General features: G+C 62.8%; 19 protein-coding genes. 7 read left to right on the top strand and 12 right to left on the bottom strand.

Annotation, left to right across the window (positions count from 1 at the left end):
• Positions 1–294: 294 nt before the first annotated feature.
• Complete coding sequence (locus IVB05_RS18160; RefSeq protein WP_247785993.1) at positions 295–1,161, bottom strand: cell envelope integrity EipB family protein; 867 nt, start codon at positions 1,159–1,161, stop codon at positions 295–297.
• A 254-nt stretch (positions 1,162–1,415) separates the two neighbouring features.
• Here IVB05_RS18160 and IVB05_RS18155 point away from each other — a divergent pair, with 254 nt between their 5' ends.
• The 4 genes from IVB05_RS18155 (at position 1,416) to IVB05_RS18140 (ending at position 4,468) form a co-directional block, all read left to right on the top strand.
• Positions 1,416–1,883: a RidA family protein gene (locus tag IVB05_RS18155; RefSeq protein WP_247785992.1), complete on the top strand. Its 468-nt coding sequence runs from the start codon at positions 1,416–1,418 to the stop codon at positions 1,881–1,883.
• 14 nt (positions 1,884–1,897) lie between these two features.
• On the top strand, positions 1,898–2,650 hold the full coding sequence (locus IVB05_RS18150; protein ID WP_247785991.1) for a glycerophosphodiester phosphodiesterase: 753 nt from the start codon (positions 1,898–1,900) through the stop codon (positions 2,648–2,650).
• A gap of 106 nt (positions 2,651–2,756) precedes the next feature.
• Positions 2,757–3,995, top strand: a complete 1,239-nt coding sequence (locus IVB05_RS18145) for a GNAT family N-acetyltransferase (protein ID WP_247785990.1) — start codon at positions 2,757–2,759, stop codon at positions 3,993–3,995.
• 50 nt (positions 3,996–4,045) lie between these two features.
• The gene (locus IVB05_RS18140) at positions 4,046–4,468 is read left to right on the top strand and encodes an HIT domain-containing protein (RefSeq protein WP_247785989.1); all 423 of its coding nucleotides are present in this window, start codon (positions 4,046–4,048) and stop codon (positions 4,466–4,468) included.
• Between the two features lie 113 nt (positions 4,469–4,581).
• Here the strand turns inward: IVB05_RS18140 and IVB05_RS18135 are convergent, their stop codons facing one another.
• The 7 genes from IVB05_RS18135 to IVB05_RS18105 all read right to left on the bottom strand — a co-directional run bounded on the left by IVB05_RS18135 (position 4,582) and on the right by IVB05_RS18105 (position 9,601).
• Entirely contained in the window at positions 4,582–4,998 is a 417-nt protein-coding gene (locus IVB05_RS18135; RefSeq protein WP_247785988.1) for a hypothetical protein, read from the bottom strand.
• A gap of 152 nt (positions 4,999–5,150) precedes the next feature.
• Positions 5,151–5,642, bottom strand: coding sequence for a tRNA (N6-threonylcarbamoyladenosine(37)-N6)-methyltransferase TrmO (gene tsaA, locus IVB05_RS18130; protein WP_247785987.1), 492 nt, complete (start codon positions 5,640–5,642; stop codon positions 5,151–5,153).
• A 17-nt stretch (positions 5,643–5,659) separates the two neighbouring features.
• Positions 5,660–6,631: a tripartite tricarboxylate transporter substrate binding protein gene (locus IVB05_RS18125; protein ID WP_247785986.1), complete on the bottom strand. Its 972-nt coding sequence runs from the start codon at positions 6,629–6,631 to the stop codon at positions 5,660–5,662.
• Between the two features lie 58 nt (positions 6,632–6,689).
• Positions 6,690–7,034 (bottom strand): AzlD domain-containing protein, encoded by a 345-nt coding sequence (locus IVB05_RS18120; RefSeq protein WP_247785985.1) that lies wholly within the window; start codon positions 7,032–7,034, stop codon positions 6,690–6,692.
• Positions 7,031–7,774 carry an AzlC family ABC transporter permease gene (locus tag IVB05_RS18115; RefSeq protein WP_247785984.1) on the bottom strand — a complete coding sequence of 248 codons (744 nt, stop codon included), beginning with the start codon at positions 7,772–7,774 and terminating at the stop codon, positions 7,031–7,033. Before IVB05_RS18115 ends, IVB05_RS18120 begins: the two co-directional genes overlap by 4 nt.
• A gap of 223 nt (positions 7,775–7,997) precedes the next feature.
• A complete protein-coding gene (locus IVB05_RS18110; RefSeq protein ID WP_247785983.1) occupies positions 7,998–8,651 on the bottom strand; it encodes a dual specificity protein phosphatase family protein in 654 nt (217 codons plus the stop codon).
• Positions 8,648–9,601 carry a lytic transglycosylase domain-containing protein gene (locus tag IVB05_RS18105; RefSeq protein WP_247785982.1) on the bottom strand — a complete coding sequence of 318 codons (954 nt, stop codon included), beginning with the start codon at positions 9,599–9,601 and terminating at the stop codon, positions 8,648–8,650. Before IVB05_RS18105 ends, IVB05_RS18110 begins: the two co-directional genes overlap by 4 nt.
• A gap of 233 nt (positions 9,602–9,834) precedes the next feature.
• On the opposite strand from IVB05_RS18105, the gene IVB05_RS18100 reads away from it, so the two are divergent.
• On the top strand, positions 9,835–10,191 hold the full coding sequence (locus tag IVB05_RS18100; protein ID WP_247785981.1) for a PilZ domain-containing protein: 357 nt from the start codon (positions 9,835–9,837) through the stop codon (positions 10,189–10,191).
• 15 nt (positions 10,192–10,206) lie between these two features.
• Here the strand turns inward: IVB05_RS18100 and IVB05_RS18095 are convergent, their stop codons facing one another.
• From IVB05_RS18095 to clpS, 3 genes are all read right to left on the bottom strand, one after another.
• On the bottom strand, positions 10,207–11,817 hold the full coding sequence (locus IVB05_RS18095) for a diguanylate cyclase (RefSeq protein WP_247785980.1): 1,611 nt from the start codon (positions 11,815–11,817) through the stop codon (positions 10,207–10,209).
• A gap of 210 nt (positions 11,818–12,027) precedes the next feature.
• Complete coding sequence (gene clpA, locus IVB05_RS18090) at positions 12,028–14,439, bottom strand: ATP-dependent Clp protease ATP-binding subunit ClpA (protein ID WP_247785979.1); 2,412 nt, start codon at positions 14,437–14,439, stop codon at positions 12,028–12,030.
• 244 nt (positions 14,440–14,683) lie between these two features.
• The gene (clpS, locus tag IVB05_RS18085; RefSeq protein ID WP_247785978.1) at positions 14,684–15,016 is read right to left on the bottom strand and encodes an ATP-dependent Clp protease adapter ClpS; all 333 of its coding nucleotides are present in this window, start codon (positions 15,014–15,016) and stop codon (positions 14,684–14,686) included.
• A gap of 505 nt (positions 15,017–15,521) precedes the next feature.
• On the opposite strand from clpS, the gene IVB05_RS18080 reads away from it, so the two are divergent.
• Complete coding sequence (locus IVB05_RS18080; protein ID WP_247785977.1) at positions 15,522–16,928, top strand: TadE/TadG family type IV pilus assembly protein; 1,407 nt, start codon at positions 15,522–15,524, stop codon at positions 16,926–16,928.
• 79 nt (positions 16,929–17,007) lie between these two features.
• Here IVB05_RS18080 and IVB05_RS18075 read toward each other — a convergent pair whose 3' ends face one another.
• Positions 17,008–17,346 carry a phasin family protein gene (locus IVB05_RS18075; protein WP_247786775.1) on the bottom strand — a complete coding sequence of 113 codons (339 nt, stop codon included), beginning with the start codon at positions 17,344–17,346 and terminating at the stop codon, positions 17,008–17,010.
• Between the two features lie 400 nt (positions 17,347–17,746).
• Between IVB05_RS18075 and IVB05_RS18070 the strand changes: the two genes are divergently transcribed.
• The gene (locus tag IVB05_RS18070) at positions 17,747–19,600 is read left to right on the top strand and encodes a serine hydrolase (RefSeq protein ID WP_247785976.1); all 1,854 of its coding nucleotides are present in this window, start codon (positions 17,747–17,749) and stop codon (positions 19,598–19,600) included.
• Positions 19,601–19,839 lie beyond the last annotated feature (239 nt).

The raw sequence follows: 19,839 nt of genomic DNA, 5'->3' as shown, positions 1-19,839 counted from the left end.
CTTCACCATCGTGGAAACGGCACCGCGTCAGTGGTATATCCAGGCATGGCAAATGGTCAGGTTGTCCTCGTAACAACTGAATCGTTGGGAGGCGGTTCGCCTGTTCGCTCGGTCTACTATGTGGCTGAGCAGGATCCGGCAAAGGCCGAGGCAATTATCGCCGCAATGATGGCCCCGAACGAAAGGGTCGAAGCCTGGGGGGCGCTTCCGGAGCCAGCTGTCAAAGCGCTCGGATTGAAGCCCGGCGACTTCACGCACGGATGACGTTCGAGAAGCTCGAGTTCGACTGCGCCGTCACTTGCACGGCTTGGAATCCCTGACGTCGAACCGGCCCATCGCGCCCGCAATCACGAAATCGTTGTAATCGAGCACCAGCGCGCGGGAAACGCCGTTCTCGAACAGCTCGAACGACATCGCGTAAACCGGTGTCTGCTCGCCTTCCTTCGTCTTGGCGTCGCGGTCGTAATAGCTCACGGTCACGGGCCAGCGGGTCAGCGTCTTCATCTGGTCGTTGGCGGTCGAGGGATCGGGCGAGGCGATGCTGCGGGTGCCCGGAATCGGCTGCCCGATCACCGAGAGCGTATTGTAGACCTTCTCGCCATTGTCGGAGCCGTCATAGACCATCAGTTCCAGCACCGATTTGCCCGCGCGCGCGGCGGCGATGATGTGCTGGATCTGCTCGGTCGGGAACACGGTCTTGCCGTCGAGCTCAAACGTCTTCGCAACCGGCTGTTTCAGCTTGACCGTGATGCGGTCGCCCACCCGCTCCGCCATGCCATCGATCGGGGCGGAATCGGCATCGTTCATCCGCGTATCGATCTTGAAGCGGTAGCTCTTGCCCGCGGCATCTTCCCAGGAATGCGAGCGCAGATCGCTCAGCGTCAGCTTGCCCTCGCCGCTGTCGAGTTCGGACACCTGGCGAAATTCGGACGTGTAGCCCTCGCAGGCGCTGCCCGAGAAATTGTAGAGGATGCGCCCGCGCGCTCCTGATATCGCGTTGGTCCCGCGCGACTTGACGAGCTTCAATTCGTACAGCGCCTGATGGGCGAGAAACGGCCCGCCGGCAGCCGCCAGCGCCGGTCCGCTTGCGAAGCCGGATATCAGGGTGGCGGCAGCCGAGAACACCAAAGCGCGGACCGGAATCGGGAGCGAGCTAGCCATGTCCAGTTTTTTCCTCGAGGGAGATTCGGTTACATTAGTGATGGCTCCATTGCGTCGCAACTAGGGCGGCGCCTGAGGAACGCAGGAATTTGACGCCGGGAAGCCTTGCTTTTCGGCAATTTTGCGGGGCGATTTACGCTGGCCGCAGCCTCGCGCCGCCGATCTGCCGTCGCTTGCAACCGGCGGCGCGATGCGCGAAACAATGCACGCCTGATCTCGGGTCAGGAAAGTCACACCAATCGGGGAAGAAAAACATGGCGGGTACGGTCGAACAGAAGCTGGCGGCGCAAGGCATCGTGCTGAACGAGCCGCGCACCCCGATGGCGAATTACGTCGGCTTCGTGCGTACCGGCAATTTGCTGTTCGTCTCCGGCCAGGTGTGCGCCAATGCGGAAGGCAAGCTGATCGCCAAGGGCAAGTTAGGCGCCGGCGTCACCATCGAACAGGGCTATGCCGCCGCACAGGGCTGTGGCGTCAACCTGCTTGCGCAGGTCAAGGCTGCGCTCGGCGATCTCGACAAGGTGGTCCGCGTGGTCAGGCTCGGCGGCTTCATCAATTCCGCGCCTGATTTCCTCGACGGGCCCAAGGTGCTCAACGGCACCTCCGACCTGATGGTCACCGCCTTCGGCGACAAGGGCCGGCATGCCCGCACCACCGTCGGCGTCGCCTCCCTGCCCTCGGATGCCGCCGTCGAGGTCGACGCCATCTTCGAGGTGTCCTGAGCGGAGCCATTCCGATGCGTGCTCCGGGCTGGCTGACGGCGCGGCCGGTCGCCCATCGCGGCCTACATGACATTTCGCGTGGCATCGTCGAAAACATGCCGGCGGCCGCACAGGCCGCCGTCGACGGCAATTTCGCCATCGAATGCGACATCCAGCTTTCCTTGGATGGCGAGGCGATGGTGCATCATGACAACGCGCTCGGCCGCCTCACCGAGGGTTCTGGCGCGTTGCTCGGCAAGACCGCGGCCGAACTGAAGGCAGTCCAATTCAAGAACACGCCGGAGCGGATGATGACGCTCGGCGATCTCTGCTCGCTTGTCGCCGGCCGCGTGCCGCTGGTGATCGAGGTGAAAAGCCATTTCGATGGCGACCGCCGGCTGGTGAAACGGATGGCGGAGGTGCTTGGCTCCTATTCCGGTCCCGCCGTCGGCATGTCCTTTGATCCGGACCAGGTGGTGGCGTTGCGCGAACTGATCCCCGGACGCGCGCGCGGCATCGTGGCGGAGCGCGAATATACCGCCGAAGAGTGGCCGGAAGCGTCAGCCGAACAGCGCCGCGGCATGACGCATCTGCGCCACGCCTTTCGCACGCAACCGCATTTCGTCGCCTATTGGGTGGATGAACTGCCGGCAGCCGCCCCCTGGATCGCCCGCAACATTTTTGGGCTGCCGCTGCTTGCCTGGACCGTGCGCACGCCGGAGCAGCGCGCCCGCGCCGCGCGCAACGCCGACCAGATGATCTTCGAGGGGTTCCTGCCGGGAACCTGATGCGCAGCCGCCCACCTTGAACTCGCCCGCCCGATGCACGATCTTTGAAGCGTTGGCCACCATGCGCGATGGCTGATCGCACGATGGGACCGGTCCGAATTTCTAGATGGCGTCATCCGAAATCACCCTCGAAGCCGTCCCCTCCGCCAGCGACATCAAGGCTGCGGATTGGGACGCCTGCGCCAATCCGAAGCCTAATCCGGACAGTCTCGAAAATCTCGACACGCTGACTGCCAGCGGGTCTCAAAGCGATCCTTGCAAGCCCGCCTATAACCCCTTCGTTTCCCACGCATTTTTCGCAGCCGCCGAAGCCTCCGGCTCGGCCTGCGCCCGCACCGGCTGGGGGCCGCGGCATCTCCTGGCAAGGCTCGATGGCGAGATCGCCGGCATTGTGCCCTGCTATCTGAAATCGCACTCGCAAGGCGAATATGTCTTTGACCGCGGCTGGGCCGACGCCTATGAGCGCGCCGGCGGGCGCTATTATCCGAAACTGCAGGCCTCGGTGCCGTTTACGCCCGCCACCGGCCCACGGCTGTTGATCCGCGACGGCGTCGATCGCGAGCGGATCGGAACCGCGCTGGCGAGCGGACTGATGGCGCTCTGCAACGCGACCAATGCTTCCTCCGTGCATGTAACCTTCGCCCCAGAGACGGAAGCGAAGTTTTTGGGGGCGCACGGCTTCCTGCTGCGCAACGACCAGCAATTTCACTGGCGCAATGAAGGCTACGGGACTTTCGACGATTTCCTCACGTCGCTGAACTCGCGTCACCGCAAGGCGATCAAGCGCGAACGGCGCGAGGCCACTGCCGCCGGGATCACGATCCACCATCTGACCGGCAGTGACATCACCGAGGACGCGTGGGATGCATTCTTCGCGTTCTACATGGAGACCGGCTCGCGCAAATGGGGCCGGCCCTACCTCACCCGAAAGTTCTTCTCGCTGATCGGCGAGAACATGAGCCGCGACGTGCTGCTGGTGATGGCCAAACGCAACGGCCGCTGGATCGCGGGCGCCATCAACTTCATCGGCTCGGACACGCTGTTCGGCCGTAACTGGGGCGCCGTCGAGCATCACCCCTTCCTGCATTTCGAGGTCTGCTACTATCAGGCGATCGATTTCGCGATCCAGCGCGGCCTCAGGATCGTGGAAGCCGGCGCGCAGGGCGAGCACAAGCTGGCGCGCGGCTATCTCCCGCAAACCACCTATTCCGCGCACTTCATCGCCGATCCCGACCTGCGCCGGGCGATTGCCGACTATCTGAAGCGCGAGCGCGCCTACGTGGCGGCGGCCGGACGCGAACTGACCGAGGCCGGTCCGTTCCGCAAGGCGGCCGACGAGGCTTGACCTGTTCAGTAGACGACGTGAGATTGAGATCAAACCTCGAGGGAAAAACCATGCCCGCCTATGACACCAACAACCCCTTCGCAAAAATCCTGCGCGGCGAGTTTCCCTGCCACAAGGTCTATGAGGACGATCACGTGCTGGCGTTCCTCGACATCATGCCGCGTTCGCCGGGCCATACGCTGGTGATCCCGAAGGCCGCCGCCCGCAACATCCTCGACATCACTCCCGACGAGTACGCCCATGTCGCGCGCGCCGCCCACAAGATCGCCGCCGCCGCCATGAAAGCCTTCAAGGCCGATGGGATCACCGTGCAGCAGTTCAACGAGCCAGCCGGCGGGCAAGTCGTGTTCCACCTGCACATGCACGTGATGCCGCGCCATGAAGGCGTCGCCCTGCTGCCGCCCGCGAGCCGCAAGGAAGATGTGAAAGTGCTGGAAGACAACGCGACCAAGCTGGCCGCAGCGCTGGGATAGATCACGTAGCCCGGATGGAGCGAAGCGTAATCCGGGACTCGTGTTGCCAACATCACGCAAATTCCCGGATTGCGCTTCGCTCCATCCGGGCTACGCGCCTTAGCCACAAGTGCTCACGAAACCGTATACAATCCCCACACCTTTTCCGCCTTCAGGGCAGACGTGTACAGGCGATCCGGTGACGAAATCGAGCCGGTGCAAGCAAAGTCAAATTTAGCAATTGGAAAAGCCGGATTCTCCGGCTTTCGGCTAAGACTTACGACATATTCAACGACGAGCGACGCACCCACCAGTTCTTCGATTGGAATATTCTGCTTTGTCATTTGTGAATCAAGCCAGCCCCGCGCATCTGCAGCGTATGGCAACGGCTCTATGGGATAGCGATTGCAGGTCGCCTTTCGCGTCACGATGTCCAACACAAGTGTCCCACCGCCAAGGAGGACCAAATTTACGAGGTCCTTATTTGATGGCACTTCAATAAAGCGCTGGCACAAGACATGGGCGAAGTCTTGAAACACCTTTCTGGCCACGCCGAACACTCCATTCGCCCTCAGCGACGAAACTGGTCGCGGCACTATGGCGATTCCGTAGCCCGGATGGAGCGAAGCGTAATCCGGGAAAGTATGCGACGTTTGTAACACCGGCCCCGGATTTCGCTTCGCTCCATCCGGGCTACGAGTAACTACTCCGTCTCGAAATCCCCGGGCTGCGGCGGCGCCAGCGGCGTGAATTCGCAGCGGTCTGGCTTCACGTCGAGTAGCGGCGTTTCGTCGAGACAGTCGAGGCCGCGCACCAGGATGACGTTGCCCTCGATCTTGACGAACTTCACGATCGAGGTACCGATAGGGTTCGGCCGCACCGGCGAGCGCAGCGAGAACGTGCCGCGGGTTTTCTGGTTGTTCTTCGGGCTCTGCAGCACCAGATCGCGGCGCGACTGGTGCAGCCAGTAGATCACCTCGAGATTTTCATAGAAGTCGACGCCCTTGATCGCGGGCACCCATGGCTCGAAAATCTCGAGGCGGCAGACCGGGCCGTCCTGGCGGCCCTGCCGCGGCGTCTCGAGCCGCGATTTCCAGGGCGTGCGGATGCGGCCGATAAAGACCAGCCCGGCATCGCGGGCCGGCGGCATGTCGACGGTGATTTCGCCCTCGCGGACTTCGCTTTCTCGAACCATTTCCTAATCCAGATATCCTAATCCAGTGAGATGTTGAGGGCTTTTATCACGCCCGCCCACCGCGCGCGATCGGTGGCGACGAACTTGTCGATCTCGGCCTGGCTTTTGGGCCGCAGCGGCGGGAAGCCGACCTTGTCGAGCGAAGCGCGGAACGTGTCATCGTTCAGCGCCTTGTTCAGGCTGGCGGTGAGTTTCTGCGCGATGTCGTCGGGCAGCTTGGCCGGCGCGGAGACCCCGTACCAGACGCTGACGCCATAGTCCGGATAGCCGCTTTCGGCCATGGTCGGAACATCGGGCAGATCGGGGATGCGTTGCGCCGAAGAGACCGCCAGCGCCCGCAGTAGTCCACCCTTGACCGGCGGCAGCGCAGTGCCGAGCGTATCGAACATCAACTGGATGTTGCCCGACAGCAGATCGGTCAGCGCCGGGCCTGCGCCCTTGTAGGCGACATGGACCATGTCGACGCCGGCCATCTGCTTGAACATCTCGCCGGCCAGATGAATGGTGCCGCCGGTGCCGGCCGATCCGAAATTGAGTTTTCCCGGGTTCTGCCTGGCGTAGGCCACGAACTCCGCGACCGTCTTGGCCGGCACGGACGGATGGACCTCCATCACCACAGGCAGATCGGTGACCAGCGCAAGCAGTCGGAAGTCGCGCGTGGGATCGTAGGGCAGCTTCTTGTAGAGCAGCGGATTGAGCACGAAGATCGACGCCGCCGTGAAGAACAGCGTGTAACCATCTGGCTCGGAACGCGCCGCGGCTTCGGCGCCGATCGCGCCCTGCGCACCGGCCTTGTTCTCGACCACGACCGGCTGTTTCAGGTCGCGGCTGAGATAATCGCCGACCATGCGGCCAAGCACGTCGGTCGGGCCGCCCGCGGCATAGGGCACGATCAGCTTGATCGGCCGCACCGGATATTCCGCCGCATGGGCCAGCGGCGCGGCGCAGACGAGAGCGCCCACCAGCGCCGATAATTTCAGCCAGTTCATTGTGTTTCCTCGACGTTTCTTATGTGCCGGACAGTACCGGATTATCCGCCGCCTGCAATCAACCGAGCCACCATTTCCCGGCCAGCAACACGATCTCGCCGCAGACCACGCCGGCAAAGATCGAGCGTCGCATCAGCATGAAGATCGCAAAGCCCGCCGTAACCGCGCTGTAGCGCAGCCAGTCCGGCACGCCGGCCAGCGCGCCCGGCGGCTGCACCAGGATCTGGGCGATGACGCCGGCGAGGATCGCGGTCGCCACCGCCCTCACCCACACCAGAACTTCCGAGCCCTCGTCGACGCCGGCGCCGAACCACAGCCCGGCCATGCGCCAGACCTCGTTGGGCAGGAAGCCGGCGAGCACCAGGACCAACAGCGCCTGCGGGCTGCCGAAAAACTCGCTCATGCGCGCGCCCTCTCGCGCCACCAGTGCACGCCATAGGCGATGGTGCCGGCGGTGACGCCGCTGATCAGGATATCGACGCCGGTGTGCAGCATCGACACCAGCGGAAACAGCGCGATCCCGAGCACCAGCGCCAATATGTCCGATATCTGCCGGCAGTTGCGTGCGGTCGACAGCAGGAACGCCAGCGGCGTTAGCAACAGGATCGCGGCTGCAAACAGCGGCGGCAGGTTGGCGGCAAGGCCATAGCCGAGCGTGGTGGCGACCATGCAGACCGTGACGAGACCGCAGCCAAGCCCATGCGTAAACGCAATCCGCCGCTCGCGCGGCACTTTTGGCAGCAGGCGGTAGCATTCGACCCACAGGGTGACCGCGATGAAATGCGTCGCCAGCACCAGGTGACGGCGTTTTGTCTGCGGCGTCTTCATCAGCGGCAACACCGACACCACCATCGGAAACAGCCGGATCGCACTCACCGTCACCGCAATCGCGGCCTGCACCGCGGTCGCGCCGGAGCCGAGCGTCGAAATCAGGATGATCTGCGCCGGACCCGCCCAGACCAGCAGCGTGCTGCCGAGCACCCAGCCCAGGCTGAAATGGCTGTCATGGGCCAGCGCACCGATGCCGAGATAGGTCGCAAACAGCACCAGCGTCAGCACCGTGGATGCGACCGAGCTCATGCCCCACGCGAAGGCGCGGATGGGGCTTTTCCAGCTGGGGGAAGAGAGCGGAGGTAGCGCCAATGGTGACCGGTGGGGTTTGACTCGTCGCGGGCATAGGGCTGGCCAAAGCTGCCCGCGTCAAGCGAGCGGCCGCTCAGAGCGGCTATGCAGTAGTCCCGTAGCCCGGATGGAGCGCAGCGTAATCCGGGAATCTCACAAGTGGACAAGCCGGTCCCGGATTGCGCTGCGCTCCATCCGGGCAACGGAAATGTGCTTCACCCCAGCACGCCTCTGTTTTTCAGGGCTAGGGCATTCGGTACATTGCACCAAAGGCGATAATCCAGTCGCGCTGCTCATCGGTGTCCGGCACCGTCAGGCCGCGCGCGTCTTTAATCCGTGCGAGCGCGTCACTGGCTTCGATTCCCGTGCAGATCAGCGCGCATGCCGCGATCATCGATGACCGGCCGATCCCTGCCCGACAATGAATCGCTATCGAGCGACCGTCAGCAATACCGCTCGCGATAGAACTCGCGATCTGCAAAACGTCACGCTTGGCTTCAGGCACACCACGATCGGGAATGGGAAAGGATACGAACTCAATGCCGCTCGTGCGGCAAAGCTCTGCTTCGCGCTGCAATCCGAGCTCGGAAACCTCCTCTCGTTCGAGAAGACTCACGACCGTATCCAGGCCGGATGCCTTCCATTCGCCGACCTCCGTCTCCAGCCAATCATCAGCACGGGGGCGAGCGGAAATCGCTATCCGCCCGGCCGCCGGTAACTCAATCCAATGTAGCCGAGACATCCCGGAAGCCTCAAACAGCGTGACTGACTTTTGCAAATAATGACGATCTACGGAGCGTAGCCCGGATGGAGCGCAGCGTAATCCGGGATTCTCACAAGTGGACAAGCCGGTCCCGGATTGCGTGCGCTCCATCCGGGCTACGGAAATGTGCATCATCCCGGCACGCCCCTGTTGCGTAACACGAAGCACGCCCCGCCCGCTTTGCGGATGCGGTTGCAGAGATCGTCGGCGGCGGGCCGCGTGTCGGCCCCGATCCGCACCTGATAGAAGGCGCGGGTGCCGCGGCTGCGCATCACCGAGGAGAGCAGGCTTGGATCCTGGTCGCCGATCACGGCGCTGAGCCGCTTGATGGCGCGGGCGTACATCGCGAGCGCCTTGTCGCGGCTGAAGCCGGCGGCTAGCTGCACGCCCCACACTTTGGCGGCGCCGAGCGTGATGCGGTTCTCGAGTTCGGTGATGAAGGGACTGGGCGCCTGCTTCAGCAGCGCCATCAAGTCGCGACAGCTCGACGTCGGTATCCGCTCCGGTGTCCTGCCGCCCTTCTGCGCACTTGCCCAATCCTCGACGGTGGAGCCCGTGATGGCGATAACGTAGCTGCGCGTCTCCTGCGGCATCGCACCGGTGCCGGCGAGCCACTCCTGAACCCGGCGCGGGCCGGCATTATAGGCCGCAGCCGCCAATCCCAGATTGCCGAACTGGTCGCGCAGCTCGGCCAGGAACTCCGCCGATTTGGGCAGCGCCTGCACCGGATTGAAGGGATCGAGCAGACCGCGCTCGTTCGCGGTGCCCGGCATGAACTGCGCAATCCCCTGCGCGCGCTGGCCGCTGCGCGTCACCGGCCCGATCGCGTCGGAGCGGAAGCGGCTCTCCTGCCAGATGATGCGGGCGAAGAATTCGAGAGGCAGGTGTGAGGCTTTCGCGGCCGACTCGATCATCAGGCACATCGCCTCGCGGGTGTCGCTCTCCCGCGCCCCGCCAGCCGTTATCGCGCGTGGCTCGACGCTCGACCGGGTAGCCTCACCCGCGTCCTCGGCGCCGACAGGCGCAACCGAGAACAAGAGCGGCACCGCGCACCACAGGGCGCGAAGAAATCGGGCTCCTTGCATGGCAGTTGAAATCCGAGAGCGCGCATGCGGTGAAAACGCTAGTCAAACGATCACGGCTGGCAGGTGGATCCGCGGTTCCACCGCGGCGCGCCGCCTTTTTTGCGCTGCAATTGTCCCGAAATCGGCGCCATCGGAACCGGCGTTAGTTTACGTTAATGCCGCATTTTGCATCAGCCGATCTTTTACGGGGCACAAAGCGGGGTAAAAGTCTCCTTCTTTGTTGGGAGATATCAATGCGAGACCGGCGCGAGAGCGTGCGCGACAAGGTGATGTATGGCGGCGTCGCCGAGATCGGTGAACGCGGCGCGACGCGCGAATGCATCGTCCGCAACATCTCCGACCACGGCGCGACCATCGAATTCAGCAATGACATCCAGTTGCCGAAAGAGCAGCTCTCGCTGCGGATTGCGCGCAAGGGCCGCTCCTTCCTGGCCAAAGTAATCTGGTGGCGCGACAATTTCGTCGGCGTCGCCTTCAGGGCGGAAAGCCCTGCCGAGCCGGTCTCCGATCTCGCGGAACGGCTGCGGAGAAGCGAGATCAAGAAGCTGCAACTGCAGCGCCGCATCAACGAGTTGCTCGACCAACGCTAGAGGCCCGGCGGCGCCCTACTCCGCCGCGAGCTTCGCTGCCGGTGGCGGTGACCATGCGACGGTGCGATTACGGCCCTCGGCCTTGGCCTGACACAGGGCGCCATCGGCCGCATGCAGCAAGGCTTCAAATCCCGACATGCTCACCGTCGCGGCCGCAAAACCAACACTGGCGGTTACGTTGAAGTGGACCCCGTGCGCCTCCAACGCGTTGGCGGCAACATTCCGGCGAACCCGCTCCGCGACGACTCTCGCCTGATCGAGATCGGTTTCCGGCAGCAGCATCACAAACTCCTCGCCCCCGAGCCTTCCGACGATGTCGGAACTGCGCTTGCCTTCCCGGCAGGCATTGGCGACGGCGACCAGCGCTTCGTCACCGACCGCATGCCCGTAGCGGTCGTTGACCGCCTTGAAATGATCGACGTCGATCATCAGCACCGATAGCGGCCGGTAGTAGCGCTGAAACCGGCTCCATTCTGCCGCGGCCAGCGTCCAGAAATGCCGCCGGTTGTACAGGCCCGTCATCGAATCGATGGTCGCCAGTTCTTCCATCTGCTGCGCGTTGCGAACGAGGTCGGTGACATCGCAATAGGTCAGCATCCGGCCGCCGTTCTTGAGCAGCGCGCAATGCGCCCGGATGTTGCGGCCGTCGGTGGTTCGCAGGTCCCGCAATGGCTCGCTGCCGTCCCGCACGGCGGCAACCCGGCTGGCATAGAACGCGTCCAGTTGGTCCGGCGTCATCCCGCGATCGTTTGCATGCGGCGAATTCCTGATCAGCGACTCATAGGACGGACGCCTGGCGGCCTGCTCCCCGGTAACGCCCCAGAAGGTTCGCATCTTCCTGTTCAGGAACTGGGCGTTGAGATTGCCGTCCAGCATGACGACGCCCTCGGAGACGTTGTCGAGCGCACTGTGCAGCACCTCCAGTTCATCGGCGTGGCGGACGATGTCGGTCACGTAGGTATAGCTGATCATCCTGCCGCCATTGGGCAGGTTCGCGCACTGCATCCGGATCACCTCGCCATTGGTGCGGCGCAGATCGAGCGGCCTGGTATCGCCCGCCCGCACCAGGCGGACGCGCTCGGCGACATAGGCGTCGATACTCCTGGCCTCGATCTCGTAGGCGTTGGTGGTGTCACGGCCATGATACATCAACGCGACGAATGCCGGATTTCGATCGGCGACAGCATCCGGCAACGCCCACATGCGGCGGAACGCGCGGTTGATGAATTGCGATTTCATGTTGGCGTCCAGCAGCAGCACGCCGACATCGACGACATCGAGCGCCGCCCGCAGCGCCAGCAACTGGCCCCGAACGATCTGATCGCCGCTCCTGGCCTCCTCGGTGCTGTTCCGGGCAGCTTCCTCTTTGGCGGCTTCCGCCGTCTCGAACACGAGCCCGACCTGCTTCTCCGACTGCCATGCGCGTTTGCACGGCTGCGGATCGCCTTCGCCCGGGATCAGCAAATGGAAATGCTGGGGAATGCCGAGCGCGCTTTCGACTTCGATGACGGCGCCGACATCGGATATCTGACGGACGATGCAATCGATCGATGACTGGCCGTAATTCGAGATGATCTTGCCGGCCAGGAGGGTACGGCCGCGGGGCATGGATTTCTGTTCGCTCATGGCGGCGATTCCAGTTGGTTTCCGCCCGAAATATCCAACCGGGTGATCTAAACCGGCTTAACCGGGAAGATCCAACCGGGCTCCTACGGCCCCAGTTTTTTGTACGTTGCCAACAGCGCGTTAACGCGCCGCCGGGTTGAACGCCCCGCGCCACCCAGCAAAAAGCCGGCGGTCTCGCGACACGCCGGCTTAATTCGCTTTAGCCTCCGGTCAGGCCTTGACCAGCGGGCCCTTTGAGGCCGGTCCCTTGGACCCGCCGCCCCCGTTGGGGCCGCCCGGTTTCGGCTTGCGCTTGCGGGCGCCGGGCAGCTTCTCCGCCTTCGGCGTCACCGGTCCTTCGACGAACTCGAAGCCGATCTTGTTCTTGCCCTCGGTGCCGGCCTCGTCCGGAACCAGCACGACGCGGACATGGCCGCCGCCCTTCAGGTGACCGAACAGTACTTCATCCGCCAGCGGCTTCTTGATGTGCTCCTGGATCACGCGCGCCATCGGACGCGCGCCCATCTGCTCGTCGTAGCCATGCTCGATCAGCCAGGCCTTGGCGGGCTCCGACAGCTCGATGGTGACGTCGCGGTCGGCGAGTTGCGCCTCGAGCTGCAGCACGAACTTCTCCACCACCATGCCGATGACGTCGGCATTGAGATGGGCGAACGAGACGATCGCATCCAGCCGGTTGCGGAATTCCGGTGCGAACTGACGGTTGATCGCTTCGTGGTCGTCGCCTTCCCGCTTGTTGCGGGTGAAGCCGAAGGCCTGGCGCGCGAGGTCGGCGGCGCCCGCGTTCGTGGTCATGATCAGGATCACGTTGCGGAAGTTGATCTGCTTGCCGTTATGGTCAGTCAGCCTGCCGTGATCCATGATCTGCAGCAGCACGTTGTACAGATCCGGATGCGCCTTCTCGATTTCGTCGAGCAGCACCACACAATGCGGATGCTGGTCCACGCCATCGGTCAAGAGGCCGCCTTGGTCGAAGCCGACATAGCCGGGAGGCGCGCCGATCAGGCGCGAAACCGTGTGCCGCTCCATGTATTCAGACATGTCGAAGCGCAACAGCTCGACGCCGAGCGAGGCCGCGAGCTGCTTGGCCACTTCGGTCTTGCCGACGCCGGTGGGGCCCGAGAACAGGTAGCTGCCAATCGGCTTCTCCGGCTCGCGCAAGCCTGCCCGCGCCAGCTTGATCGCTGCGGAAAGCGACTCGATCGCCTTGTCCTGGCCGAACACGACGCGCTTCAAGGTCTGTTCGAGATGCTTCAGCACCTCGGCATCGTCCTTCGACACGCTCTTGGGCGGGATCCGCGCCATGGTCGCGATCGTGGTCTCGATTTCCTTGATGCCGATGGTCTTCTTGCGCTTGTTCTCGGAGACCAGCATCTGTGCGGCGCCCGACTCGTCGATCACATCGATCGCCTTGTCGGGCAGCTTGCGGTCGTGGATATAGCGCGAGGAGAGCTGGACCGCGGCCTCGATCGCCTCATTGGTGTATTTCAGCCGATGGTAATCCTCGAAATAGGGCTTCAGGCCCTTCAGGATCGCGATCGCATCCTCGACCGTCGGCTCGTTGATGTCGATCTTCTGGAACCGGCGCACCAGCGCACGGTCCTTCTCGAAGTGCTGGCGGTATTCCTTGTAGGTGGTTGAGCCCATGCAGCGGATGTTGCCCGCGGCGAGCGCCGGCTTGAGCAAATTGGACGCGTCCATCGCGCCGCCGGAGGTGGCGCCGGCGCCGATCACGGTGTGGATTTCATCGATGAACAGGATGGCGTTCGGATGCGCCTCCAGCTCCTTCAAAACCTGTTTCAGCCGCTCCTCGAAATCGCCGCGGTAGCGGGTGCCTGCGAGCAGCGTGCCCATGTCGAGCGAGAACACGGTGGCGGCCGCCAGCACTTCCGGCACTTCGGAATCGACGATGCGCTTGGCGAGCCCTTCCGCGATCGCGGTCTTGCCGACGCCGGCTTCGCCCACGAACAGCGGATTGTTTTTCTGCCGGCGGCACAGCACCTGGATCGCGCGGTTGATCTCGGAATTGCGCCCGATCACCGGATCGATCTTGCCGTCACGCGCCTTCTTGTTGAGGTTGACGCAATAGGTCTCGAGCGCCTCGCCCTTCTTCTTGGCGTCCTCGTTGCCCTTGGTCTCGGTCTCCTCGTCGACGCCGCGCACGGGGCGCGCTTCGGAGACGCCCGGCCGCTTGGCGATGCCGTGGCTGATATAGTTGACCGCGTCGTACCGCGTCATGTCCTGCTCCTGCAGGAAATAGGCGGCATGGCTTTCGCGCTCCGCGAAGATCGCGATCAGCACGTTGGCGCCGGTCACTTCTTCGCGACCGGAAGACTGGACGTGAATCACCGCGCGCTGGATCACGCGCTGGAATCCGGCGGTCGGCTTGGCGTCGTCGGCGCCATCAGTCACCAGATTTTCGAATTCGGTTTCGAGATAGTTGACGAGGCTCGTGCGCAACTTGTCGAGATCGACGCTGCAGGCGCGCATCACCGCCGCCGCATCCGAGTCATCGATCAGCGAAAGCAGAAGGTGTTCGAGCGTCGCGTATTGATGGTGCCGCTCGTTTGCAATCGCCAGCGCACGATGCAGGGATTGTTCAAGGCTTTGGGAAAAAGTTGGCATTCTCGTCCTCTATGGCCCCCGGTCATCATGATCGCCATTACCCGGTCAGGCAACAACAACCTTCGTCATTACCTGTCATATAGTTACGCACGATCGTGGCGAAAGACCGGTTCCGGAAAGGTGGTTTTCCTCTAAATTCACGCACCCTTCCCCCGAAAAACTACCGGGAAAACCGATCGGCTTCGTCAACGCAGTCAATGCAAGACCCGTTCCCCTCTCCGGCCGGGCCGAGAGCCATGCGCGGCTATTTCTTTTCCATCACGCATTGCAGGGGATGCTGGTGCTTGCGCGCGAAATCCATCACCTGCGTGACCTTGGTCTCGGCAATCTCGTAGGTGAACACGCCGCACTCACCGATCCCGTGATGATGCACATGGAGCATGATCTTGGTGGCCGCTTCGGCGTCCTTCTGGAAGAATTTCTCCAGCACATGAACGACGAACTCCATCGGCGTGTAGTCGTCGTTCAGAATCAGGACGCGATACAGGTTCGGACGCTTGGTCTTCGGCTTGACCTTGGTGATGACCGACGTCGACGGCCCACCGGTTCCGGTATTGCGGTTCTCGTCATTGCCCATTCGGGGAGCAGAAGCAGACGACTTTGCCGGCGCGGACGAACAAACTTTGAAGGTTGGCTGCAACATGGCTCAGGCGTTCGAAATTCCAAAAGGGGTGACCGGACGGCGTATCCAAGCCCTCTCGCGACCGGCTCGGGCGTGAGCCACCGCGAAGTACCCAGCAACGCATTTTTCCAGATCGCCGCTCCCGGTCCGACCCGTTAGCCGGATCGGCACCTGGAATATGGGTCTGCCGCCGGACCGCTGCAAGCGCATTGACGCTGGCTGACACGATCCCGGACCGGCCCGATTCCCGGCTCGGCTATCCAGACCAAGGTTAATCGTTTCTGCCTGATTTGACAAAGGACCCCGACCGCCCGTTTAGCCGCCGTTGACGATAGCAGGCGCTTTTGGCAGCCGGTCTGGCGATGCGCAGGCTTTGAGCCGTTTTTGGCGGAACCGGTTTACCCCCTGTTTAGCGGCCCGGGCGGAAATGCCCGTAGAAATCACATTTGCGGTGAGAGCCATGCTCGATACAGTCGTTTTCCGTCGCCTTCGCGCGGCCGCCCGCCGGTTCGCCGGCGCCAACGACGGCAATATCGCGATCCTCTTTGGGATCGCGGTCATCCCGATCATCAGTTTCGTCGGGGCGGCGGTCGATTACACCCGCGCCGTCGCCGCCCGATCCTCGATGCAGGCCGCCCTCGACTCCACCGCCCTGATGTTGGCGAAGGACCTGACCGAGGGCACCATCAATACCTCGCAAATCAGCGCGAAGGCAGACGAGTATTTCAGGGCCCTCTACACCAACAATGAGGCCAAGTCGCTCGCAATCACGGCGAGCTATGCGCAGAACTCCGGCAATGGATCGACGATCCTGGTCAATGGCTCCGGCAACATAGAAACCGGTTTCATGCGGGTCGTCGGCTTCCCAACGATGGATTTCAAGACCAGTTCCACCTCGGCCTGGGGCAACGTACGTATGCGGGTCGCGATGGCGCTCGACGTGACCGGATCGATGCAGAACGACGGCAAGATGCCGGCGATGCAGACGGCCGCCAAAGCCCTCGTCGATCAGTTGAGCGCGCTGGCGAAGAATCCCGGCGACATCTACATTTCGATTGTTCCGTTCGCCAAGGACGTCAACCTTGGCACCAGCTTCAAGGATGAGACCTGGATCGACTGGGATGTGTGGAGCGATCAGAACCCGACCTGGGGGACGTGCAGCCTAGCCAACAAGACGAACAAGAGTGACTGCCTTAGCAACTCCAGCAGGATCTGGACGCCGGATAAGACCAAGTGGACCGGCTGCGTCACCGACCGCACGCAGGATTACGATACCAAGAACACTGCGCCGAGTTCGACCAACGCGCCGACGATGGTTGTAGCCGAAGAATATGTTACAAAAAATTGGCAGGGGAACGTTGTCGAACAATACTGCAAGTCGGGCAACAATCCCTATATGCCACCGATCATGCCGCTGAGCTACGACTGGACGACGCTCAAGACGATGATCGGCAACCTGCAGCCCACCGGTAATACCAACCAGGGCATCGGTATGGCATGGGCCTGGCTGACGCTCGGCGTAGGCGTGCAGCCGTTCAATGCCCCGGCCAAGGACACCGCGAACTATACCTACAAGGATGCCGTCGTCCTGCTGTCGGACGGCCTGAACACGCAGAATCGCTGGTACTCGAATGCGTCGCAGATCGATGCCCGGCAGAAGATCCTGTGCGCAAACGCCAAGGCGGCGCCGCACAACATCACAATCTACACCGTCCAGGTCGATACTGGCGGGGATGGGGAGTCTGCCGTACTCAAGGAATGCGCCAGCGGCTCAGACAAGTTCTACCACATCACCGATCCCAGCCAGACCGTATCGGCGTTCAATTCGATCGGCCAGTCGCTGGCCAAGCTACGCGTCTATAAATAAGCGCTTACGTCGTGGCGCCAAGAAAAAAGCCCGGCCGCAACGGCCGGGCTTTTTAGTACCGGATAAAATCGCGAACGAATTAGTGCGCGGCCGGGTTGAACTTCGCGACCAGGCCTTCGTAGGGCTTGAAGGTCTGCTTGGCGAGATCGGTGTAGAGGCCGGCGATCTTCTGCGACTCCGCGACGAAGGTCTCGTAGGAAGAGCGCGCGAATTCGGTCTGCGCTTCGATCGCCTTGTCCAGCGACTTCACGCCGGAGAGCTTTTCAACGTACGATTTGGTGTCCTCGAACGACTTCTTGGCGTAGTCGCCATAGGCGGTCGCGATCGCCTGAACGCCGCTCTGCAGGTTGCTCGCGGAAGCGGCAACCGATTCGAGATGCTCTTTGCCGTAGTTCTGAATGTCTTCAACCTTGACCATCATGGAGTCCTTTCCCAGACTGCAGGTGTAAACCGATTGCCGGGAGGTCCCGGCCCCCTGACGTCATCCGTATATGTGCACCGCACAATAAAGTCAAGAAATATTGTGCGACGCACAAATATGGCCAATTAGCGCAAAAACCCGGGGTCTTACGCAACGGTTAATTAATCTTTTGGAAACCCGCCCCGCCTAACCTGATTCCTGGATTTGTTCGTCTTCCGACAGGCAGCTTGAAAGCTGTTTGTGAACAGCACCTTAGCTAGAACAGCGACCTGATCGGCCAACCCGACCGCGCCAGATGGCCGGATCGGTACTTCGAACGGGGCAATATCAGTGGTTGTTGGGCACAATTTTGCCTCACGCGCCGGTGATCAAGACAGAAATTGGGACGGGGAAGTAAATGCTTCGTACAACCTTGGCTTCCTCGCGCGCTTTGCGCGTGTGCGCCCTCGGGCTCATTACCTTCACGACCGCGATACTGATCTCGAGCGAGAGCGCTGAAGCGCGCCGCTACAAGCACCGTCGACACCACGTCGTGCGGGAGAGCTACAGCCCGCAGTTTTCCTCGATCATCGTCGACGGTAATTCCGGTGCGGTGCTCTCCTCGAACAATCCAGACGGCATCCGGCGCCCGGCTTCGCTGACCAAGATCATGACGCTTTATCTGCTGTTCGAGCGCCTCGACGCCGGCAAGATGAAGCTGGATACCGAGATGGAAGTGTCGGAGTTCGCTTCCGAACAGGCGCCGACCAAGCTCGGCCTGCGGCCCGGTCAGACCATCAAGGTCGAGGATGCGATCAAGGGTCTCGTGACGCGCTCCGCCAACGACGCCTCCGTGGTGATCGCGGAAGCCATTGCCGGCAATGAAGCTGAATTCGCCAGGCTGATGACACGCAAGGCGCGCGCGCTCGGCATGAGCAAAACCACCTATCGCAACGCGTCCGGCCTGCCCAACGATGAACAACTCACCACGGCACGCGATCAGGCGACGCTCGGCCGCGCGATCCAGGACCGCTTCCCGCGGTACTATCGTTACTTCTCGACCTCCGTGTTTGCCTATCGCGGCCAGTCGATCCGCAACCACAATCGCCTGCTCGGCAATGTCGAAGGCATCGACGGCATCAAGACCGGCTACACCCGCGCCTCCGGCTTCAACCTCGTGAGCTCGATGCGCCGCGGCAACCGCCACCTCGTCGGCGTGGTGCTGGGCGGCCGCAGCGGCGGTTCGCGCGACGCCACCATGCGCAACCTGCTGGCGGAGAACCTGGACAAGGGCGCCACCAAGCGTACCGTCGCCGCGATCACCGAGCGCAATCCCGCCGACGGCACCGTCGATGTGGCTGAAGCCGAGACCGCTTCGCGTCCGGGCGAAACGGCTCAGTCCGGCGGCGCCCTTGCCGCCGCCGAACCGGGGCTCGCAGCCATGCCCGTAACCCGCTCGATCGCGCCGGCGAAGCCGTCGCTGATGGCGGCGGCCGCCGCTGCCCTGCCTCCGCCGCCCGCCAAGGTCGAGCAGAATAAATTGGAGTCGCAAGCCAAGCCCGAACCCGCGCCGTTGACCAGCGGCGTCATTCAGTCCCAGTCGATATCGGCGATCCCGGGCTCGGCCGAGCCGATGAAGCCGGTCAAGGTCAAGACGGTCCAGGTCAAGGCCGGTCCGATGAAACTGGCCTCTGCCGGCCCCTCGCAGCCGACGGCTCCGCCGATCACCAGCGCCATCCCGGCCCGCCCCGAAGTCGCCGAGACTTCCAGCGCCGTCGTGGCAAAAGCCGCCGAGACCAAGGCCGAAGCCGCCAGGGATGCCCTCAGGGCGGCCATGCTGCCGCAGCCGGCCAATCACGGCACCGGGAACGGCGTGCTCGGCGTGTTGCCCGCTTCCAGCCTGACACATGCGCCCTCGCAAGCCTCACACGCGCAGACGCTGGCCTATGCCGATCCGGCCCCCCGCGCCCAGCCGCAGGCCGTGCAACAGAACGACGCCGTCAAGCCGACCGCGCCGGCAGTGGTCCGCACCGGCTGGATCGTCCAGGTCGGCGCGCTCGAAAGCGAAAGCGAAGCCAAGCAGCGGATCGATCTCGCCCGCACCAAGGCCAGCGCCCTGCTCAGCAAGGCCGATCCCTTCACCGAGCCGGTCGTTTCCAAGGACCGCACGCTATTCCGCGCCCGCTTCGCCGGTCTCGATCGCGATCAGGCCGAGGCCGTGTGCAAAACGCTCAAGCGCGCCGACATTTCCTGCATGACCGTTCGCAACTGATCCGGACTTCCCGTTGAAGTTCGCAAGGCCGGCGCCGCAAGCGCCGGCCTTGTTGTTTTCTAAACACAGTGGGCCGCGGCTCTCACGCAATCACGCCCAATGCGGCCTGCGAAAACTTCTCGTCAAGAATTTGCGGTTAGGTTTACCGGCAATGAATGATCGACCACGCCGACCAACGGCGGGCGATATGGGGCGTTAGTCAGAGAACAGAAGCAACTCTCGGTTTGTAGCGTCGGTGG

Origin of the sequence: Bradyrhizobium sp. 170, assembly GCF_023101085.1 — a bacterium.
Classification (GTDB): domain Bacteria; phylum Pseudomonadota; class Alphaproteobacteria; order Rhizobiales; family Xanthobacteraceae; genus Bradyrhizobium.
Note: the sequence above shows the minus strand (reverse complement) of the source record. Positions and strands in the feature narration are given on the sequence as shown.